This window comes from Fictibacillus barbaricus, from assembly GCF_014635025.1.
Classification (GTDB): Bacteria; Bacillota; Bacilli; order Bacillales; family Fictibacillaceae; genus Fictibacillus; species Fictibacillus barbaricus.
The window spans coordinates 1,654,248-1,670,242 of record NZ_BMCE01000002.1; the positions used below are offsets into that span (position 1 = coordinate 1,654,248).

The following is a 15,995-nucleotide window of genomic DNA, read 5'->3' on the forward strand; positions in this document are numbered from 1 at the left end:
TTTGTAAAGCGCTTACATCTTTGGAGATCTTACACAGGAGGATTTTTATGGGTAACAACACATTAAAGAGAGAACTAAAGAGCCGGCACATTTTAATGATTGCACTTGGCGGGGTAATCGGCACAGGATTATTTATGAGTTCTGGGTACACCATACATGAAGCAGGACCCGGCGGAGCCTTAGCTGCTTATTTATGGGGCGGGTTTGTTATGTATTTAACTATGCTTTGTCTTGGTGAATTGGCTGTCAGAGTGCCTGATGCTGGTTCTTATCAAACATATGCGACAAAGTTTATCTCCCCATCAGCAGGTTATGTGGTTGGATGGATGTCATGGTTAAACTGGTCCGTAACAATAGGTTTAGAGCTAATAACTGTAAGTTTGTTAATGAAACGATGGTTCCCAGATGTCTCTACATGGGTCTGGTGTGTTGTGTTTACACTGTTTTTATTTTTCATTAATGCACTTTCCACTAAAAGCTTTGGAGAAGTAGAATTTTGGTTTGCCGGAATCAAGGTCATTACTATTATTGCATTTATCTTGCTTGGCGGAGCTGTCGTATTTGGTTTCCTGCAAGTTGACGGTCAGCCTGCACCATTCTTGTCTAACTTTACCGATCATGGCGGACTCTTCCCGAATGGTTTTGGTGCAATTGTAGTAACGATGATTGCCGTTAACTTTTCATTTCAAGGTACTGAGCTTGTCGGTATAGCTGCTGGCGAGAGTAAAGACCCGGAAAAAGCGATACCAAAAGCGATTAACAGCACCGTATGGAGAATCCTAGTCTTTTTCATCTTATCGATTTTTATACTAGCAGCTCTATTTCCATGGGAAAAAGCCAATGCAGTGGAAAGTCCGTTCGTTGAAGTATTTGAAGGAATCGGCATCCCTTATGCAGCAGATATTATGAATTTAGTTATTATAACCGCTGTATTATCAGTAGCAAACTCAGGCCTGTATGCTACTTCACGCATGCTTTGGTCGATGTCTAATCAGGGAATGATTAATCCTGTATTTGGCAAGCTCAATAAAAGAGGCGTCCCAATGGTTGCGCTTATTGTAAGTTTAGGAGTAGGCTGCTTGTCATTACTAAGCGGAATTTTCGCAGAGGAAACAGTTTACTTATGGCTATTATCTATTGCTGGGTTTGGTGCAGTATTTACATGGTTATCCATTGCAGTATCAAATCTTCTTGCGAGAAGAAAGTATATGGCTGCAGGCGGAAGGGCAGAAGATTTGAAGTACAGAACCCCGCTTTATCCATTAGTACCTATTCTTGCGATTGTATGTAATCTTATTGTAATTGTCAGCTTAGCCTTCATACCTGAGCAAAGAATATCACTCTATTGCGGTGTTCCTTTCCTCATCGCCTGTTATCTTTATTACCATTTTGCTGGCAAAAAGAGAATGGTGGAAGTTGGACAAGCTACCGAGAAAAAAGCAGTATAATAAAAAAGAAGCTGACATCAGAGGACACGTATCGTGACCTTATGGTGTCAGTTTTTTTAAACCTTACTTTATTTGCCTTGGCTTCTGGTAAAGCACCTGCGTACTAGCAAGTTAAAATCATCCGCAGCACCCGCTTTTGCTAACTCTTTTATCAGCTATTGTACGATGCTGCTGTTTTCTCTCCTGACTCTCATTCCCTGTCGCACTCTAAATGTAGAATTTGCTGTAAATACACCCCATAATATGATTACCGCACCCGCATACCCTTTTAGCCCCATATTTTCATGCAAGATGATGAATGCAAAAATCGCTGAAAAAATCGGCTCGAGTGAAAAGAGAAAACCAGTGTTTTCAGGCGTGGTGTATTTTTGAGCAATTGGCTGCATCACAAATCCATATGCAGAGCAGATGAGAGCGAGTCCGAGTATCGAAATCCAATGAACCGCTCCCTGAGGCAACACAGGTTTTTCAAAAAGAAATGTTCCAACGGCGGCAAACATGGCGGCAAAGCCGAGTTGATAAACCCCTAGCTGTAAGGTATCAACTTCTCGGACAAAGCGGTTTGTTAAGATGATGTGTACCGCATACAAGAAGGCAGCGACCAAACAAAACAGCGATCCATATGCAAGATCGAAGTCTTCCCCGATGGTAAGCAGAGCTAAGCCTAAAGAAACAATCACAACCCCCACAATTATTCTTTTGCTAGGTAGTCTTCTGGTGATGATGATCTGTAAAATCGGAACTAAGATAACCGTAGTACTCGTCAAAAATCCTGCTGATGAAGCAGTTGTATGTTTCATACCATACATGAGGGTAATGAAGATCCCCCATAATAGAATTCCAACAATTGAACTGTATTTCAATGTTTTAGCATCTACACGAAATACTTTTTTACGGAAAATGAACATCATTACCATAAAAGCTATTCCAAATCGTAATGCCACAATGGTTAAGGCTGGGATCGTACCTATACAGAGTTTCATAAAAATATAAGACAATCCCCAACCCATAGAAACAGATGCTAAAATCCAGTTCGCTTGTTTTTGTGTCATGGTTACAAGTCCTAACCTCTCAAGTTATTTAAAGATTGGCTCAATCGTATCATCTCCCTTTTCATTAATAAAACGAATATTTATAATGGAACTATTAGAAACTCTAATACAAAGGAGAAGACTAGATGAATGCGTATTATGCTTTTATCAAAGCCATAGAAACAGGCAGTTTTACTAAAGCAGCAGAAGAACTGGGATATACCCAATCTGCAATCAGTCAAATGGTGCATTCATTAGAGGAAGAACTCTCTACTATTCTTATATTGCGGTCCCGAACGGGTATTACATTGACGCCTGATGGTGAGGAGTTTTTGCCATACATAAAGAAGATCTGTAATTCACACAGGGAATTAAAAGAAAAGATCAAAGAGATGGAAGGGCTTGAGAGTGGGATTATTCGAATCGGTGTATTTTCTAGTGTGTCCTGTCATTGGCTGCCAGGATTGATAAAAGATTTTAAAGAGCAGTACCCAGCTGTTCATTTTGAATTGCATCAAGGTGATTATACAGAGATCTCTAATTGGATCAAAGAAGGCAGTGTAGACTTTGGCTTCGTGAATCCAAAAGCTGTATCGAACCTAACGACCATCCCCTTGCAAAAGGATGAGATGTTTGCTGTATTGCCAGAAAACCATAATTTAGCACATCAACAAGAAGTATCATTGAAAGAATTAATTAGTGAACCTTATATTCTATTAGATGAAGGAGAAATCAGTGAACCACTAACGATTTTTGAACAAAACAATTTTGAACTGAATATACAATACCGTGTACATGACGATTACACGATTATGTCTATGATCGAACAAGGGCTTGGTATTTCTATCCTGCCGAAACTTGTCTTAAATCGGTGTCCTTATCACATTGTAACCAAAAAGATTTCTCCCTCTTTTTCACGCACGATCAGTCTGGCTTACAAAGATAAACGGGTGCTGCCCATAGCAAGCAGGTTTTTTATCGACTTTATCATTAGAGAATATAGTTGATCATTCCAAATGGATCATTAAAAAGACAATAAAAAGCACGCTCTCGGCGTGCTTTTTTACATTAGTATTAAAGACTTGTATCCTTTTTGAAAAACTTTCAATGAATGTCTTCGAATCAAACGTGAACATCTTGAATGAAGCAATTGGACTTTATAATAGTTCCCCATTTGTGGCGATGACATCTTTATACCAGAAAAAGGACTTCTTCTTTTTGCGTTCTAAAGTTCCACTGCCATCGTCATGTTTATCAACATAAATATAACCATAACGTTTGGAGAACTCCCCTGTCGACATGCTCACCATATCAATACATCCCCAGCTCGTATAACCTATTAATTCAACCCCATCTTCAATGGCCTCACCCATTGCTTTTATGTGATCACGAAGATAGTCAATTCGATAGTCATCATTGATCGTACCGTCTCCTTCTACTTGGTCATAAGCTCCTAATCCATTTTCCACAACAAAGAGCGGTTTCCGGTAACGATCATATAATTTATTTAAGCTGATCCGTAATCCTATTGGGTCGATCTCCCAGCCCCAATCACTTGCTTTTAAAAATGGATTTCTTACTCCTCCAATAAGGTTCCCTTGTGAAGCTTCCGCATCTGTCTTCACTTTTTTCTCGGTACGGGACATATAATAACTAAATCCGATATAATCTACGGTGCCTTCTTTAATTAACTCTAAATCGCCCTCTTGAATCTCCAGTTCGATATTATGCTCTTTAAAGTATCTCTTAATGAAGGCTGGATACTCTCCTCTTACTTGCACATCTGCACAGTAGTAATTGAAAAGCTGTTCCTCTTGAAGGGCATACATTATGTTTTCCGGATTGCTGTCATAGGAATAAACCGGAGCAAAGAGAATCATGCAGCCTATTTTGGAGTCTGGGATGATCTCATGACATGCTTTAACCGCAATAGCACTTGCGACGAATTGGTGATGGTACGCCTGGAAGGTAGACTTGTATTTATCCTCTTCTTTTTGAATGGAAAATCCAAGTCCTTGAATTGGCATTACCAAACCGCTATTGATTTCATTAAACGTCATCCAGTACTTTACCTTATTTTTATAACGATTAAAAATAGCTTTTATATACCGTTCAAAGAATGCCACCACTTGTCGGTTTCTCCAGCCGCCATATTCTTTTACCAAATAGAGAGGCATTTCATAATGAGAAATAGTTACGACTGGTTGAATTCCATGTTTATGCAATTCATCAAACACACGATCGTAGAAAGCTAATCCTTCTTCATTTGCCTCTAACTCATCACCGTTTGGAAATATTCGTGTCCACGCAATTGACATGCGGAATGCCTTGAATCCCATTTCCGCAAACAACGCAATATCTTCTTTATATCGATGATAGAAGTCAATCGCTTCATGGTTAGGATAGTGGTATTGATCAAGATGGATTTCAAAATCAAAACCGGGATTCAGTAAAATTTCATACCGTTCTTTCCCACCTGGAAGAACATCGGCAATATTTAAACCTTTATTCCCTTCATCAAATCCACCTTCGATTTGATTTGCAGCTGTTGCTCCCCCCCATAAAAAACCTTCAGGGAATTGATATTTCTTCATATAGACCCCTCCAACTATTATCCATATAGGTATTACAATTTATTTTTTGTTGCAATTTATAGCTTTTCTCTTCCCTTTACATGTTGGACAATAACTAAAAGGAATATTAACGGCGTTTAGCAGGAAAGTAAATGCGTGCAGCGTTTATAGTTTTTTATATCAAAGGAAGGAATTTGTTACACAAATGTAACGGTATGTTTCTTTTTTAATTGGCTATGTTAAAATAAAGTTCAACATTTACAAAAGGAGCATCCCAATCAATGTTTTCAAACGAAATCATCGCTTCCTTCAATGAATTAGAAACTTCTTTATACAACCATATTAGTCAAAACATGGATAAAGTGGCTTATATGCGGATTCGTGAACTGGCAGATGAAACGCATGTGTCAACAGCTACCGTTTTACGTTTCTGCAGGAAACTGAATTGTGAGGGTTTTTCTGAATTTAAAACAAGACTAAAAATTCATATGAAAGAGAAAAAAAAGACGATGGTCCGAAGTTCACAACAATCCATAGTAGAATTTTTTGACCGAACGTTAAAAGGTGATATTGAAGCAAAAACCAGGGAAGCGGCAAGTATAGTCACTAATGCAGATAACGTTATTTTTATTGGAATAGGAAGCTCAGGCATTCTTGCTGAATATGGAGCGAGATATTTTTCTAGTTTGGGTAAATTTTCGTTGTATATTAAAGACCCTCATTTTCCGATTCATTCTAAACTTCGGAACAATAGTGTAACCATTGCCTTATCGGTCTCGGGTGAAAATAATTTTACAATCACCCATCTTAACATTCTTAAACAAGAAGGAAGTAAAATAATCAGTATTACAAACAATAAACTATCAACCATTGCAAAAATCTCTGATATAAATATTCCTTATTATGTAACGGAGGAATATTTTGAAGAAGCTAATATAACTACACAAGTACCTGTTGTTTATATTCTAGAATCCCTGGCCCGTGAAATTCATAAACTAAATCACTAGTCAGAAGGTCAGATTTCCAATAAATCTACCCATAAATTGAATATTAAAGACAAAAAAGCACGCCAGCCAGCGTGCTTTTTTCTTTTTATTAAACCCTTGTTTAATTTTATAGATCTTTTCGATTCCCGGTCTTCCCGTCAAACGTGAACAGTACTGGTTTATGATTTAATTCGTTTTTTTAGATAAATAACAATGAATACTAAAAATAACATGATTAGAACAACGTAAATCACATTAGAATAAACGTCCATATACCCTGCAATGACTTCCCAAGATGCTCCAAAATAAGCCCCCAAATTAACAAGAACAATATTCCAAATAAATGTTCCTAGGGTTGTAAGAAGAAGAAACACACCAATGTTCATGTTTGACATGCCGGCAGGGATGGAAATCAAGCTACGTATTAAAGGAATAAATCGACAAAAGAATACTGTCCAAGGACCGTATTTATCAAACCAAGCATCAGCCTTATGAATATCATTCTTTGACAGACGAAGTATGTGTCCCCACTTGTCTATAACCTTTTCCATTCTTTTTACATCAAGCTGTAACCCTATCCCATAAAGGATCATAGCTCCAATTACTGACCCTGCTGTTGCTGATAAGATTACCCCTACGACATTTAGGTTTGAAGTGTTTGTCATGAATCCTCCAAAGGTTAAAATGATCTCTGATGGTATAGGAGGAAAAATATTTTCTAAAGCTATTAATAGCAAGATTCCCCAATATCCATATTCGTTCATAATATCGATTAACCATTTCTCCATAATAAACTCCTTTGTCTCTGTTAAATAAGATTCTCTATATGCATGTAAATAAAAACTTATTGATTTTGATTATATAATCATACAAAAAGCATTACCAATTTAAAGCTACTGGTAATGCTTTTGGCTAAACCATTTAAAATTCTTTTCGTTGTCTCTGTTTTTCCTTAAACCATTTTACAATGCTTGTCACACTTAAAATAGAACCGACAACTAATCCACTAAGTGTGATAAACAATGCAATGACATAACCTTCAAAAACAGAGGATTGACACGTTATCACCTATGGCATATAGTGTGGTTAGTTGAATAAAGTCTTCTGTTAGGTGAGGCTCCTGTATAGAGATATGCTGCTGCCCAAAAATGTCGAGAGACGCCAATGGGTCAACAGGAAAGATCGGATTAAGGTCTTTTTTAACGTAGCTGGTGAAAACCTATGCTATACAGTGCTAAAACTCAACATGGGGGGACTTTGTAGTAGTATTAATATTGCTATCGAAGCTCCTTTTTGATTAAAGGGAGCTTTTTTTATTGGAGGTGAGGATACAGTGAGTTCAGATGACCCCAATTCGGACTATTCATATTTATTTAAAATGACGCTACAAAGGTGCTTTTTGTATCCTCGCTATTAACTAAAACCGAGAATATATACAACACCTTTCATAGGATTAATCCCAGAAGAGGTGAAAGTATGATTAAGACATATTTTTATGACCATGAGTTACAAGAAACTAAAATTGATATTGATTTATCTAAAACAAAGGATTACTTAAAAAACCCTGACAATCTATTGTGGATTGATCTTTTCGACCTAAGTATACAGGAATTAAAAGAAGTAGCTAATATTTTCGATTTCCATCCATTAGCCATAGAAGACTGTCTACATGACAGCCCCAGAGCAAAAGTGGATAATTACGAGGATTATAAGTTTTTTGTCTTTCACGCTTTGCGTTATAACGAGGAAAGTGATAACGAAATCACGACCCTAGAACTAAATGTTTTTGTAGGTGCAAACTACGTCGTAACCATTCATAAACACAAGCTAAAGTGGCTGGGTAAGATGGATGCCATTTGTTCCAAACATACGAGATATATGGACAAGGGAGCAGATTTCCTTTTATATGCTCTAATTGACGGTATCACTGACGAGTATTTTCCTATTTTAGATCGCATCAGTATCCGTATTGATGAATTAGAGAATGAAATCTATGATGAAGAGGTTCGTGGAGTAACTGAAGAGTTCCTTGCTTTAAAAAGGACTATCATTTTAATACGCCGAGTTATCCTTCCTCAACGTCGGATCTTCTTAACCGTTGATGGCAAGTGGAAATTTGATATTCGGGAAGAAAACGTTCCTTTTTATACCGACTTGATAGACCATCTGGAACGGATCGTGGATTCAACAGAAACCTTTAGGGATTTAGTAAACAGTGCGTTAGACACTTATTATTCGATCATCAACGCGAAGTCTTCTGAAAAACTAAATGTCTTAACACTAATTTCTACAATCATGTTACCTCTAACGTTTGTAACAGGCTTCTTCGGAATGAATGTCCCTTTACCCTTTCAGGATAATCCTAGATCTACTATTGTGATTTTTGTATTTTTAATAATATTGACTTGGGGAATGTGGAGATACTTTAAGAAAAATCAGCTTTTATAAAAAACAGCGAAAAGCACGCCGCAGCGTGCTTTTTACTTTTCCTATTAAACACTTGTTTAATTTTTAGAGATACTTCCGATGCACCGTCTTCCCGTCAAAGGTTAACAACACAGACTTCTGTTCGATCTTCGTCTCATAACTCACAAGTTACCTTTGATTTCTTTTCAGATTATCTTCAAATAAGTTTCATACTGTTCATTGTTGAATTTTTTATTTCACAGTATTGTTTTTATTTAACCATGGACATACTTATTGATGTTAGTTTTTAAGGCATTTCTTAAAAAGTGGAGGAATCCAATATGTCTAATGAAATTGATCTTTCTGTTCAAACGCAAATGAAAAATATTTGGCAAAACACTTGTGGGTCATGGCAAAATTGTACGGAAACAACTATTCAGTCGTTCTTAGCACAATGCCAAGAAAAAAATATAGATCCGCAATTTGTTATGAGTTGGGTTGAACAACATAAGACACAAATACCTGACTGGACTGCCATTTCAAAAGTATCTCTTGACTGGGTTAATCAGCATACTTCAACTGGTTCACCTATTTCATTTACTGAAAAGGATAATCTTTAATCAGTGAAAAAGGACCACCAGAAGGTGGTCCTTTCTTATTAGACAAACTTCACAAAAACAGGTATTCTCAAAAGCCCTTCCTTCGTGTAATTCCTATATTTAACAAGTGCAGCAAACACTAGGTTTCAGGTATACAATATCCTCAGTTTCGTTCGTAACCAATTCATCCGCAACTCGGTATAGAATAGATGATGCTTTTGCTCTTATTTATGCCTTTTTTCGTAAAGACGTAAAAATATAGTTCCCTTCGAGCCTGCGGAGGTACAAATTCGGTTATCCCAAATGGTCTTGTGTCACCGTCCTCTACTTTAGGAAGAAATGAATGAAGAACTCAATTATCGTTTAAACTTAGCTAAGAATCATTTTCAAGATTTATTACAACACGACCCTAAAGCAGCAGATTATCTTTTATCCAATTTTGAAAATGGAATTGAATGGTTCATAAAAAATAAAAACAGTATAGGGTACAATACCGATGCTGTTTTTTAAATTTCCAAACCTATTACGGACAACAAGACATTTTGACTTCTTTTTCATCAACGCAGCAGTTTTCTTGTTGGTTACTTGCCTCAGATTCACAACATACAGTATTTTCTTTTTCGTTTACTTCGATTATCTGAACACTACAACAACCAGCATCTTTTTCTTTTTTGTTTCCCATGATAATTTTAATAAAGCTCATCAACTATCACCTCCTTTCAAAGGATAAAAACAAACAATTATACGAGATAGAAGATAAATCCAGAAATCGTGGACATCGCCATGACGGATAGAACAAACATAATCACGAGTTCTTTTTTGAATATGGATTTTAACAAGATCAATTCTGGTAAACTCGCTCCTGCGGAACTGATCATTAAGGCCATTACTGGACCTAATGCCATCCCTTTTCCGATCAGCACTTGCGAGATTGGTATCATACTGGAAAGTCGGATATAAAGGGGTATACCAACGATCGCTGCAATCGGAATGAGCCACCAGTTATCACTTCCGAATGTACTCGCGATCCAATTGGTCGGAACCATTCCATGAATGACAGCTCCAATAGCTGCACCAATGATGAGGTAAGGGTAAACACTTTTCATGAGATCAAGCGTCTCTCTTAATGCTGCTTTTACGTTGAACTTTTTGTTTTCCTCCTCGTATCCCTTCATCACTACGTTCTTGACCGACTTTTCAAACCCAAGAGCAGCAAGTGTAAATCCGATGATTACTGAGAATACAGCGGTGGTGATTGTATAGAGTATCGTGACCTTCCACCCTAAGACAACTCCCATTATCGTGATGATGGTAGGGTCTAGAACTGGCGAAGAGAACAGGAAAATCATAACGATTGAGAAGGGCATCTTCTTCTTCAACATGTTCACTACGACAGGGATTGTTGAGCAAGAGCAAAACGGTGTAACAAAGGCAAAGATCAAGGCAAAGAGTGCGGCTAATCCTTTGTTCTTGCCACCCAAATACTTCTCTACTTTTTCATAAGGAATATAAGATTGAAGCAAATTGATGACGAACGAGATAACAACGAACAGTACTGTTAGTTCTAATGCAATACTCAAAAAACTTTTCAACGTTTCCATCCACATGATTTTTCTTCTCCTTTTTTAATCATGCACAGCAAACTTGCCTAGTTTGATTTGTCGTTTTTTTTGCAAATAACGAATGGAAAAAGAGAACTGGCCGTTTCTTTTTTGATGAATAAAGTTCTCTTCTTTCTCTTGCTATCTGCTCCATTTCTCTTTGTTTCATCTCAATCATCTTTTCAAGGTAATAAAGATTCATAAGGTTTAACCTCCTTTATAGATCAAAAAACTTTGATGTATATATCAAAAAAAATTGATGTTTTTTGTAAAAATGAAGCACTACCAAGAGTAGTACATCACTTAACAACAAGATGGAAGGAACACACAGCATAATTGATCAGATAGTAGTCCCTTAAGTTCACTGACATTCAATGAGTAATAATTCCAGGTACCTTGCTTCTCCTTTTTAATCAAGTCAGCTTCCAATAAGATTTTTAAGTGGTATGAAAGTTTGGATTGTGGCATATCGATTATTGGCGTAAGATCACAAACACATACACTTTCTTTGACGGCCAATATATTTATGATTTGAAGTCTTTGTTGATCGGCAAGGGCTTTAAATTTCTGTTCATACTTCGCAAGGTCTGGTTTTGAAACGGATCCATTGTTTAGTAAAGGTATTTCTTTCATCACAGTATCACTCCTAACATCAAAATTATTTGATGTAATTTTATTATATCCTTTATTTACTAATTTGCAACCATTAAATCAAAAAAAATTGATATTTTTAAAAAAGAAGGTAAACCCTTACGAAATAGCTAATAAGTAGACAATAAGGGGGATTCATTTTATGGTTATTCAACCGAATATGACACCGCAAGCAATCGTATCAATATGGACTGAGACAAGGAAGGTATTCGAAAAATATAGGCTTCCTGTCACGGATAACTCGTTATATTCATTAGTACCAAATGACATTAGTCTGCAATTATTATTAACTGAATTAAACAATTGTATAGGGAGTACCTACAATACTTGTGTAGAAGGTGGCTGAAGATTACCATACAAGGAGTAGGTTACTCCTATTTTTTCAATCTACACCTACAATGTCACTTCTTCGCTCTAATAAGAGTACATCTCGCCAAATGCCGTTCATTTTCCCGATTTTTTCTCTTCGTCCTACTTCTTTAAATCCCCATTTCTTATGTAGTCCATTACTCGATTTATTCTCAGGGAAGATACCTGCCTGCAAGGTCCAGATCCCGTTATGTTCACTTGTTTTAATTAAATTTTCCATAAGTGAGCTGCCTATCCCTTTTCCTTGTTGATTCTGTCCCACATAAATACTGACTTCAGCAACACCAGCATATACACATCGACTTGAAACGGCACTTAACGCAGCCCAACCTAAAACTTGACCTTTAGAACGGACAACTAACCGACACACTGATAAGTGGCTTTCATCCCATTCCTCCCATGAAGGTGCGATTTGTTGAAAAGTCGCATTTCCTGTTTCGATTCCTTCAATGTAGATAGATTTCACTTGTTCCCAATCATCAGTTTGCATCTTATCAATAATTAATGATCGATCCATAACAACCACCTTTTCATTAGTATGATTCTAAAACTCTGACGGCTTTATGAGACTAACATCATTTGCTTCCATCCATACTTTCTCGCAGACTTTACATGTTCACCATAAAAACGATTTGTAATAATATTACTTCCTTATGTAAGGTGTAAACCCTTCTTCAACAAACTTTCCGTTAGTGGAATATCAAAGACGAAAAAAGCACGCCAGCAGCGTGCTTTTTACTTTTCCTATTAAACACTTGTTTCATTTAAAGGTACTTCCGATGCACCGTTTTCCCGTCGAATGTAAAGAGTACGGGCTTTTGCTCGATCTTCGTCTCTATATGAACAGGGCGGCCCCATAGGTGATGGATATGCGGCAGCACCTTCTCCAGGTACTTCACATCAAGTTCCATATCTTCATAACTATGAACCAAGTATAACTCACCATTCTTCATATAATCCGCATTGTTGACCGTAATGTACGGAAAGCCTCCATTTACTCGCATACTTACGAGCTGATCACGCACTTCCTCCCACTGCTTGTCGACAATTTTATATTCTTTCCCTTGCTTCTGGAACAAGTACATGTCTTCCCGCTGAGCTAGATCCTTAGTTAAGTAGTTTCTGATAAAGGACATGTCAGATTCCAGTTCACGCACTTCAAACATTTTTTCACGTCCTGATCCTGGTTTGACGCCTTGTCGGATCAATTCTTCATCGGGGTTGTTGTAGCGTTCTTCGATGTCTTTGAAGATCTGTAATCCTAAGTAATACGGGTTGATTGATGTTTTTGACGGCTGTACGACGCCAGCGTTAAGTTTAGCGAACTCAATCGTCTCATGAGAGGTCAGGTCCATTTCTTGTAGAATTTTGGCGTGCCAGTAGCTAGCCCAGCCTTCGTTCTCCTAAGGATCTCAGATTTAATCCATTTAATTTATCCTCAAGGGAATGGCTTGTTGAACTAACGCACCAGTAGTTGAAGAAAATTTTGTGATTAATGGTTAGAAAACCCCATCTTTTCTATTAGCCTATACCATTCAGGACTTGACCACATATATTATTAAAAACTAAAAGGGTGGACTTATGTCAATATTTAAAGATGATCGGTGCAACCAATGTAAACGAAAACATTGTGATTGTTGTTGTGATTGTCAATTCCTCTTCCCAATTCAAGGACCTCAAGGGCGTCCTGGACCACAGGGACTTCCTGGACCACAAGGACTTCCTGGACCACAAGGACTTCCTGGACCACAAGGAATTCCTGGAACTCCAGGAGGACCAATAGGGCCAGTAGGACCAGCAGGACCAACAGGGGCGACAGGACCTCAAGGAATTCCAGGAACAACAGGACCACAAGGGCCAACAGGGCCACAAGGACCTCCAGGACCAACGGGAGCTACGGGTGCTACGGGAATACAAGGACCAGAAGGGGCAATTGGACCCCAAGGATTAACAGGACCAACAGGACCAACAGGGGCAACAGGGCCACAAGGACCACAAGGAATTCCAGGACCCGCAGGTGGATCTGGAGGACCACAGGGACCACAAGGAATTCCAGGACCAGCTGGACCAACAGGTGCAACAGGACCACAAGGAGTTCCAGGGCCAACAGGACCACAGGGAGAACAGGGAATTCCAGGGCCAACTGGAGCAACAGGTGCTCCAGGACCCGCGGGAGCTACGGGACCAGCAGGGCCACAAGGAATTCAAGGACCTGCAGGGACAGCAGGAGCAACAGGACCACAAGGAGTTCCAGGACCAACAGGACCAGCGGGACCCGCAGGAGGGGTATTAGACTTTGCAGATTTTTTTGCATTGATGCCTCCTGATAATGCAGCAACAGTTGCTCCCGGTACAGATGTAAGTTTTCCACAAGATGGGCCAACAAGTGGAACAGGTGGTATTACTCGTACAGGTCCCAGCTCATTTAATTTATCTGAAATTGGTGTATATCAGGTCTTGTTTCAGGTGAGTGCGAGCGAAGCTGGACAATTGATTCTAACTCTAAATGGTGCTGACCTAGCCTATACTGTGGTTGGAAGAGCAACAGGTACTTCTCAAATAATAGGGATGGCTCTTGTGGAAACGACATCCGTTGATTCAATACTAACTGTACGAAATCCTGCTGGAAATTCTACGGCACTAACCATTACTCCTCTGGCTGGAGGAACCAGACCTGTATCAGCACATCTTGTTATCACGCGACTCCAATAGACGGGGAAAATAGAACAAAACGTTTAAAATATCTGAATACCCATCCTCTAGTGAATATTTCTTTGTAGTATAGTCCAAGAAAAAAGAAAACAAAAAGCATGCCAGCTGCGTGCTTTTTGTTTTCTTTTAATTTAAAGGTACTTCCGATGCACCGTTTTCCCGTCGAATGTAAAGAGTACGGGCTTTTGCTCGATCTTCGTCTCCATATGAACAGGGCGGCCCCATAGGTGATGGATATGCGGCAGCACCTTCTCCAGGTACTTCACATCAAGTTCCATATCTTCATAACTATGAATCAAGTATAACTCACCATTCTTCATATAATCCGCATTGTTAACCGTAATGTACGGAAAGCCTCCATTTACTCTCATGCTTACGAGCTGATCTCGAACTTCCTCCCACTGCTTGTCGACAATTTTATATTCTTTCCCCTGTTTTTGAAACAAATACATGTCTTCCCTCTGAGCTAGATCTTTAGTTAAGTAGTTTCTGATAAAGGACATGTCAGATTCCAGTTCACGCACTTCAAACATTTTTTCACGTCCTGATCCTGGTTTTACCCCTTGTCGGATCAACTCTTCATCAGGGTTATTGTAGCGTTCTTCGATGTCTTTGAAGATCTGTAATCCTAAGTAATACGGGTTGATTGATGTTTTTGACGGCTGTACGACGCCCGCGTTAAGTTTAGCGAACTCAATCGTCTCATGAGAGGTCAGGTCCATTTCTTGCAGGATCTTGGCGTGCCAATAGCTAGCCCAGCCTTCGTTCATGATTTTTGTCTCGAGTTGAGGCCAGAAATAAAGCATCTCTTCTCTCATCATCGATAATATATCGCGTTGCCATTCTTCGAGTTCACGACTGTATTGCTCAATAAACAAAAGGATATCTTTTTCAGGCTGAGGCGGAAATGACTTTTTCTTTTTTAATGCAGGTTTAGGACCTTTTTTGTCATCTAGCTTCCATAGATCATCGTAAGGCGTTTCTTTTTTAGTTATTATTTCATCATCTTCTCCAAACACATAGTTCAATTTGTTCCTCACAATAGACGGATCGATATGCTCTTGAATGGCAAGAACAGCATCCAGAAACTCTTCTACTTCTTTTTTTCCATATAGATGTTCGTATTGAGCCACTCGTTCTGCTGTAGCCGTCATACACTCCACCATGTCTCTTCTTGTATTTGAAAAACGGACATTGTTCTTAAAGAAGTCACAGTGTGCAAGAACATGAGCAATGATCAATTTGTTCTGAATAAGTGAATTTGTATCAAGTAAAAACGCGTAACACGGATCTGAATTGATAACGAGTTCGTAGATTTTACTCAAACCAAGGTCATACTGGAGCTTCATCTTATGAAACTGTTTTCCAAAACTCCAGTGAGAAAATCTTGTCGGCATCCCGTACGCACCGAATGTATAGATAATATCTGCAGGACATATTTCATACCGCATTGGGTAAAAATCAAGGCCAAAGTGGTCAGCAATCTCTGTAATTTCAGCAATTGCTCTTTCAAGCTCCTTATTTTGCAAGTCCCAGTTCATATTTTCCCCCTCCTGCTATTTCCTTACTTTTAACTGTATGAAAGAAAACATTCATTCATGAGAAAACAGCTCGTAAAA

The 15,995-nt window shown here is 38.5% G+C and carries 16 protein-coding genes, 1 pseudogene and 1 riboswitch; of the genes and pseudogenes, 7 read left to right on the top strand and 10 right to left on the bottom strand.

The genetic code is table 11. From position 1 onward, the window contains the following. Positions 1-47: 47 nt before the first annotated feature. A complete protein-coding gene (locus IEV52_RS17875; RefSeq protein WP_188403820.1) occupies positions 48-1,448 on the top strand; it encodes an amino acid permease in 1,401 nt (466 codons plus the stop codon). A gap of 155 nt (positions 1,449-1,603) precedes the next feature. Here IEV52_RS17875 and IEV52_RS17880 read toward each other — a convergent pair whose 3' ends face one another. Next, a complete protein-coding gene (locus tag IEV52_RS17880; protein ID WP_188403821.1) occupies positions 1,604-2,500 on the bottom strand; it encodes a DMT family transporter in 897 nt (298 codons plus the stop codon). 125 nt (positions 2,501-2,625) lie between these two features. Here IEV52_RS17880 and IEV52_RS17885 point away from each other — a divergent pair, with 125 nt between their 5' ends. Continuing rightward, positions 2,626-3,486 carry a LysR family transcriptional regulator gene (locus tag IEV52_RS17885; RefSeq protein ID WP_188403822.1) on the top strand — a complete coding sequence of 287 codons (861 nt, stop codon included), beginning with the start codon at positions 2,626-2,628 and terminating at the stop codon, positions 3,484-3,486. A 150-nt stretch (positions 3,487-3,636) separates the two neighbouring features. Here the strand turns inward: IEV52_RS17885 and IEV52_RS17890 are convergent, their stop codons facing one another. Next, a complete protein-coding gene (locus tag IEV52_RS17890; RefSeq protein WP_188403823.1) occupies positions 3,637-5,073 on the bottom strand; it encodes a glycoside hydrolase family 1 protein in 1,437 nt (478 codons plus the stop codon). A gap of 260 nt (positions 5,074-5,333) precedes the next feature. Between IEV52_RS17890 and IEV52_RS17895 the strand changes: the two genes are divergently transcribed. Then, positions 5,334-6,059, top strand: a complete 726-nt coding sequence (locus tag IEV52_RS17895; RefSeq protein ID WP_188403824.1) for a MurR/RpiR family transcriptional regulator — start codon at positions 5,334-5,336, stop codon at positions 6,057-6,059. A 158-nt stretch (positions 6,060-6,217) separates the two neighbouring features. Here the strand turns inward: IEV52_RS17895 and IEV52_RS17900 are convergent, their stop codons facing one another. Beyond that, entirely contained in the window at positions 6,218-6,826 is a 609-nt protein-coding gene (locus tag IEV52_RS17900; RefSeq protein WP_188403825.1) for a DedA family protein, read from the bottom strand. A gap of 308 nt (positions 6,827-7,134) precedes the next feature. Continuing rightward, a riboswitch (M-box (ykoK) riboswitch) is annotated at positions 7,135-7,297 on the top strand. A gap of 217 nt (positions 7,298-7,514) precedes the next feature. Between IEV52_RS17900 and IEV52_RS17905 the strand changes: the two genes are divergently transcribed. From IEV52_RS17905 to IEV52_RS17915, 3 genes are all read left to right on the top strand, one after another. Next, positions 7,515-8,486: a magnesium transporter CorA family protein gene (locus tag IEV52_RS17905; protein WP_188403826.1), complete on the top strand. Its 972-nt coding sequence runs from the start codon at positions 7,515-7,517 to the stop codon at positions 8,484-8,486. 299 nt (positions 8,487-8,785) lie between these two features. Beyond that, on the top strand, positions 8,786-9,064 hold the full coding sequence (locus IEV52_RS17910; protein WP_188403827.1) for a hypothetical protein: 279 nt from the start codon (positions 8,786-8,788) through the stop codon (positions 9,062-9,064). A 318-nt stretch (positions 9,065-9,382) separates the two neighbouring features. Continuing rightward, positions 9,383-9,553, top strand: a complete 171-nt coding sequence (locus tag IEV52_RS17915) for a hypothetical protein (RefSeq protein ID WP_188403828.1) — start codon at positions 9,383-9,385, stop codon at positions 9,551-9,553. Between the two features lie 13 nt (positions 9,554-9,566). On the opposite strand, the gene IEV52_RS17920 is transcribed toward IEV52_RS17915, so the two are convergent. From IEV52_RS17920 to IEV52_RS17945, 6 genes and pseudogenes are all read right to left on the bottom strand, one after another. Continuing rightward, positions 9,567-9,746: a hypothetical protein gene (locus IEV52_RS17920; protein WP_188403829.1), complete on the bottom strand. Its 180-nt coding sequence runs from the start codon at positions 9,744-9,746 to the stop codon at positions 9,567-9,569. A 37-nt stretch (positions 9,747-9,783) separates the two neighbouring features. Next, entirely contained in the window at positions 9,784-10,650 is an 867-nt protein-coding gene (locus IEV52_RS17925; RefSeq protein ID WP_188403830.1) for a permease, read from the bottom strand. Between the two features lie 22 nt (positions 10,651-10,672). Beyond that, positions 10,673-10,846: a hypothetical protein gene (locus tag IEV52_RS17930; protein WP_188403831.1), complete on the bottom strand. Its 174-nt coding sequence runs from the start codon at positions 10,844-10,846 to the stop codon at positions 10,673-10,675. 101 nt (positions 10,847-10,947) lie between these two features. Continuing rightward, positions 10,948-11,277: an ArsR/SmtB family transcription factor gene (locus IEV52_RS17935; RefSeq protein ID WP_188403832.1), complete on the bottom strand. Its 330-nt coding sequence runs from the start codon at positions 11,275-11,277 to the stop codon at positions 10,948-10,950. Between the two features lie 400 nt (positions 11,278-11,677). Then, positions 11,678-12,181 carry a GNAT family N-acetyltransferase gene (locus IEV52_RS17940; RefSeq protein WP_188403833.1) on the bottom strand — a complete coding sequence of 168 codons (504 nt, stop codon included), beginning with the start codon at positions 12,179-12,181 and terminating at the stop codon, positions 11,678-11,680. Between the two features lie 247 nt (positions 12,182-12,428). Beyond that, a pseudogene (locus IEV52_RS17945) lies at positions 12,429-13,064 on the bottom strand (SpoVR family protein); the annotation flags it as partial. A 181-nt stretch (positions 13,065-13,245) separates the two neighbouring features. Here IEV52_RS17945 and IEV52_RS17950 point away from each other — a divergent pair. Then, positions 13,246-14,376, top strand: coding sequence for a collagen-like domain-containing protein (locus tag IEV52_RS17950; protein WP_188403835.1), 1,131 nt, complete (start codon positions 13,246-13,248; stop codon positions 14,374-14,376). Between the two features lie 131 nt (positions 14,377-14,507). Here IEV52_RS17950 and IEV52_RS17955 read toward each other — a convergent pair whose 3' ends face one another. After that, positions 14,508-15,917, bottom strand: coding sequence for a SpoVR family protein (locus tag IEV52_RS17955; RefSeq protein ID WP_188403836.1), 1,410 nt, complete (start codon positions 15,915-15,917; stop codon positions 14,508-14,510). Positions 15,918-15,995: the final 78 nt, after the last annotated feature.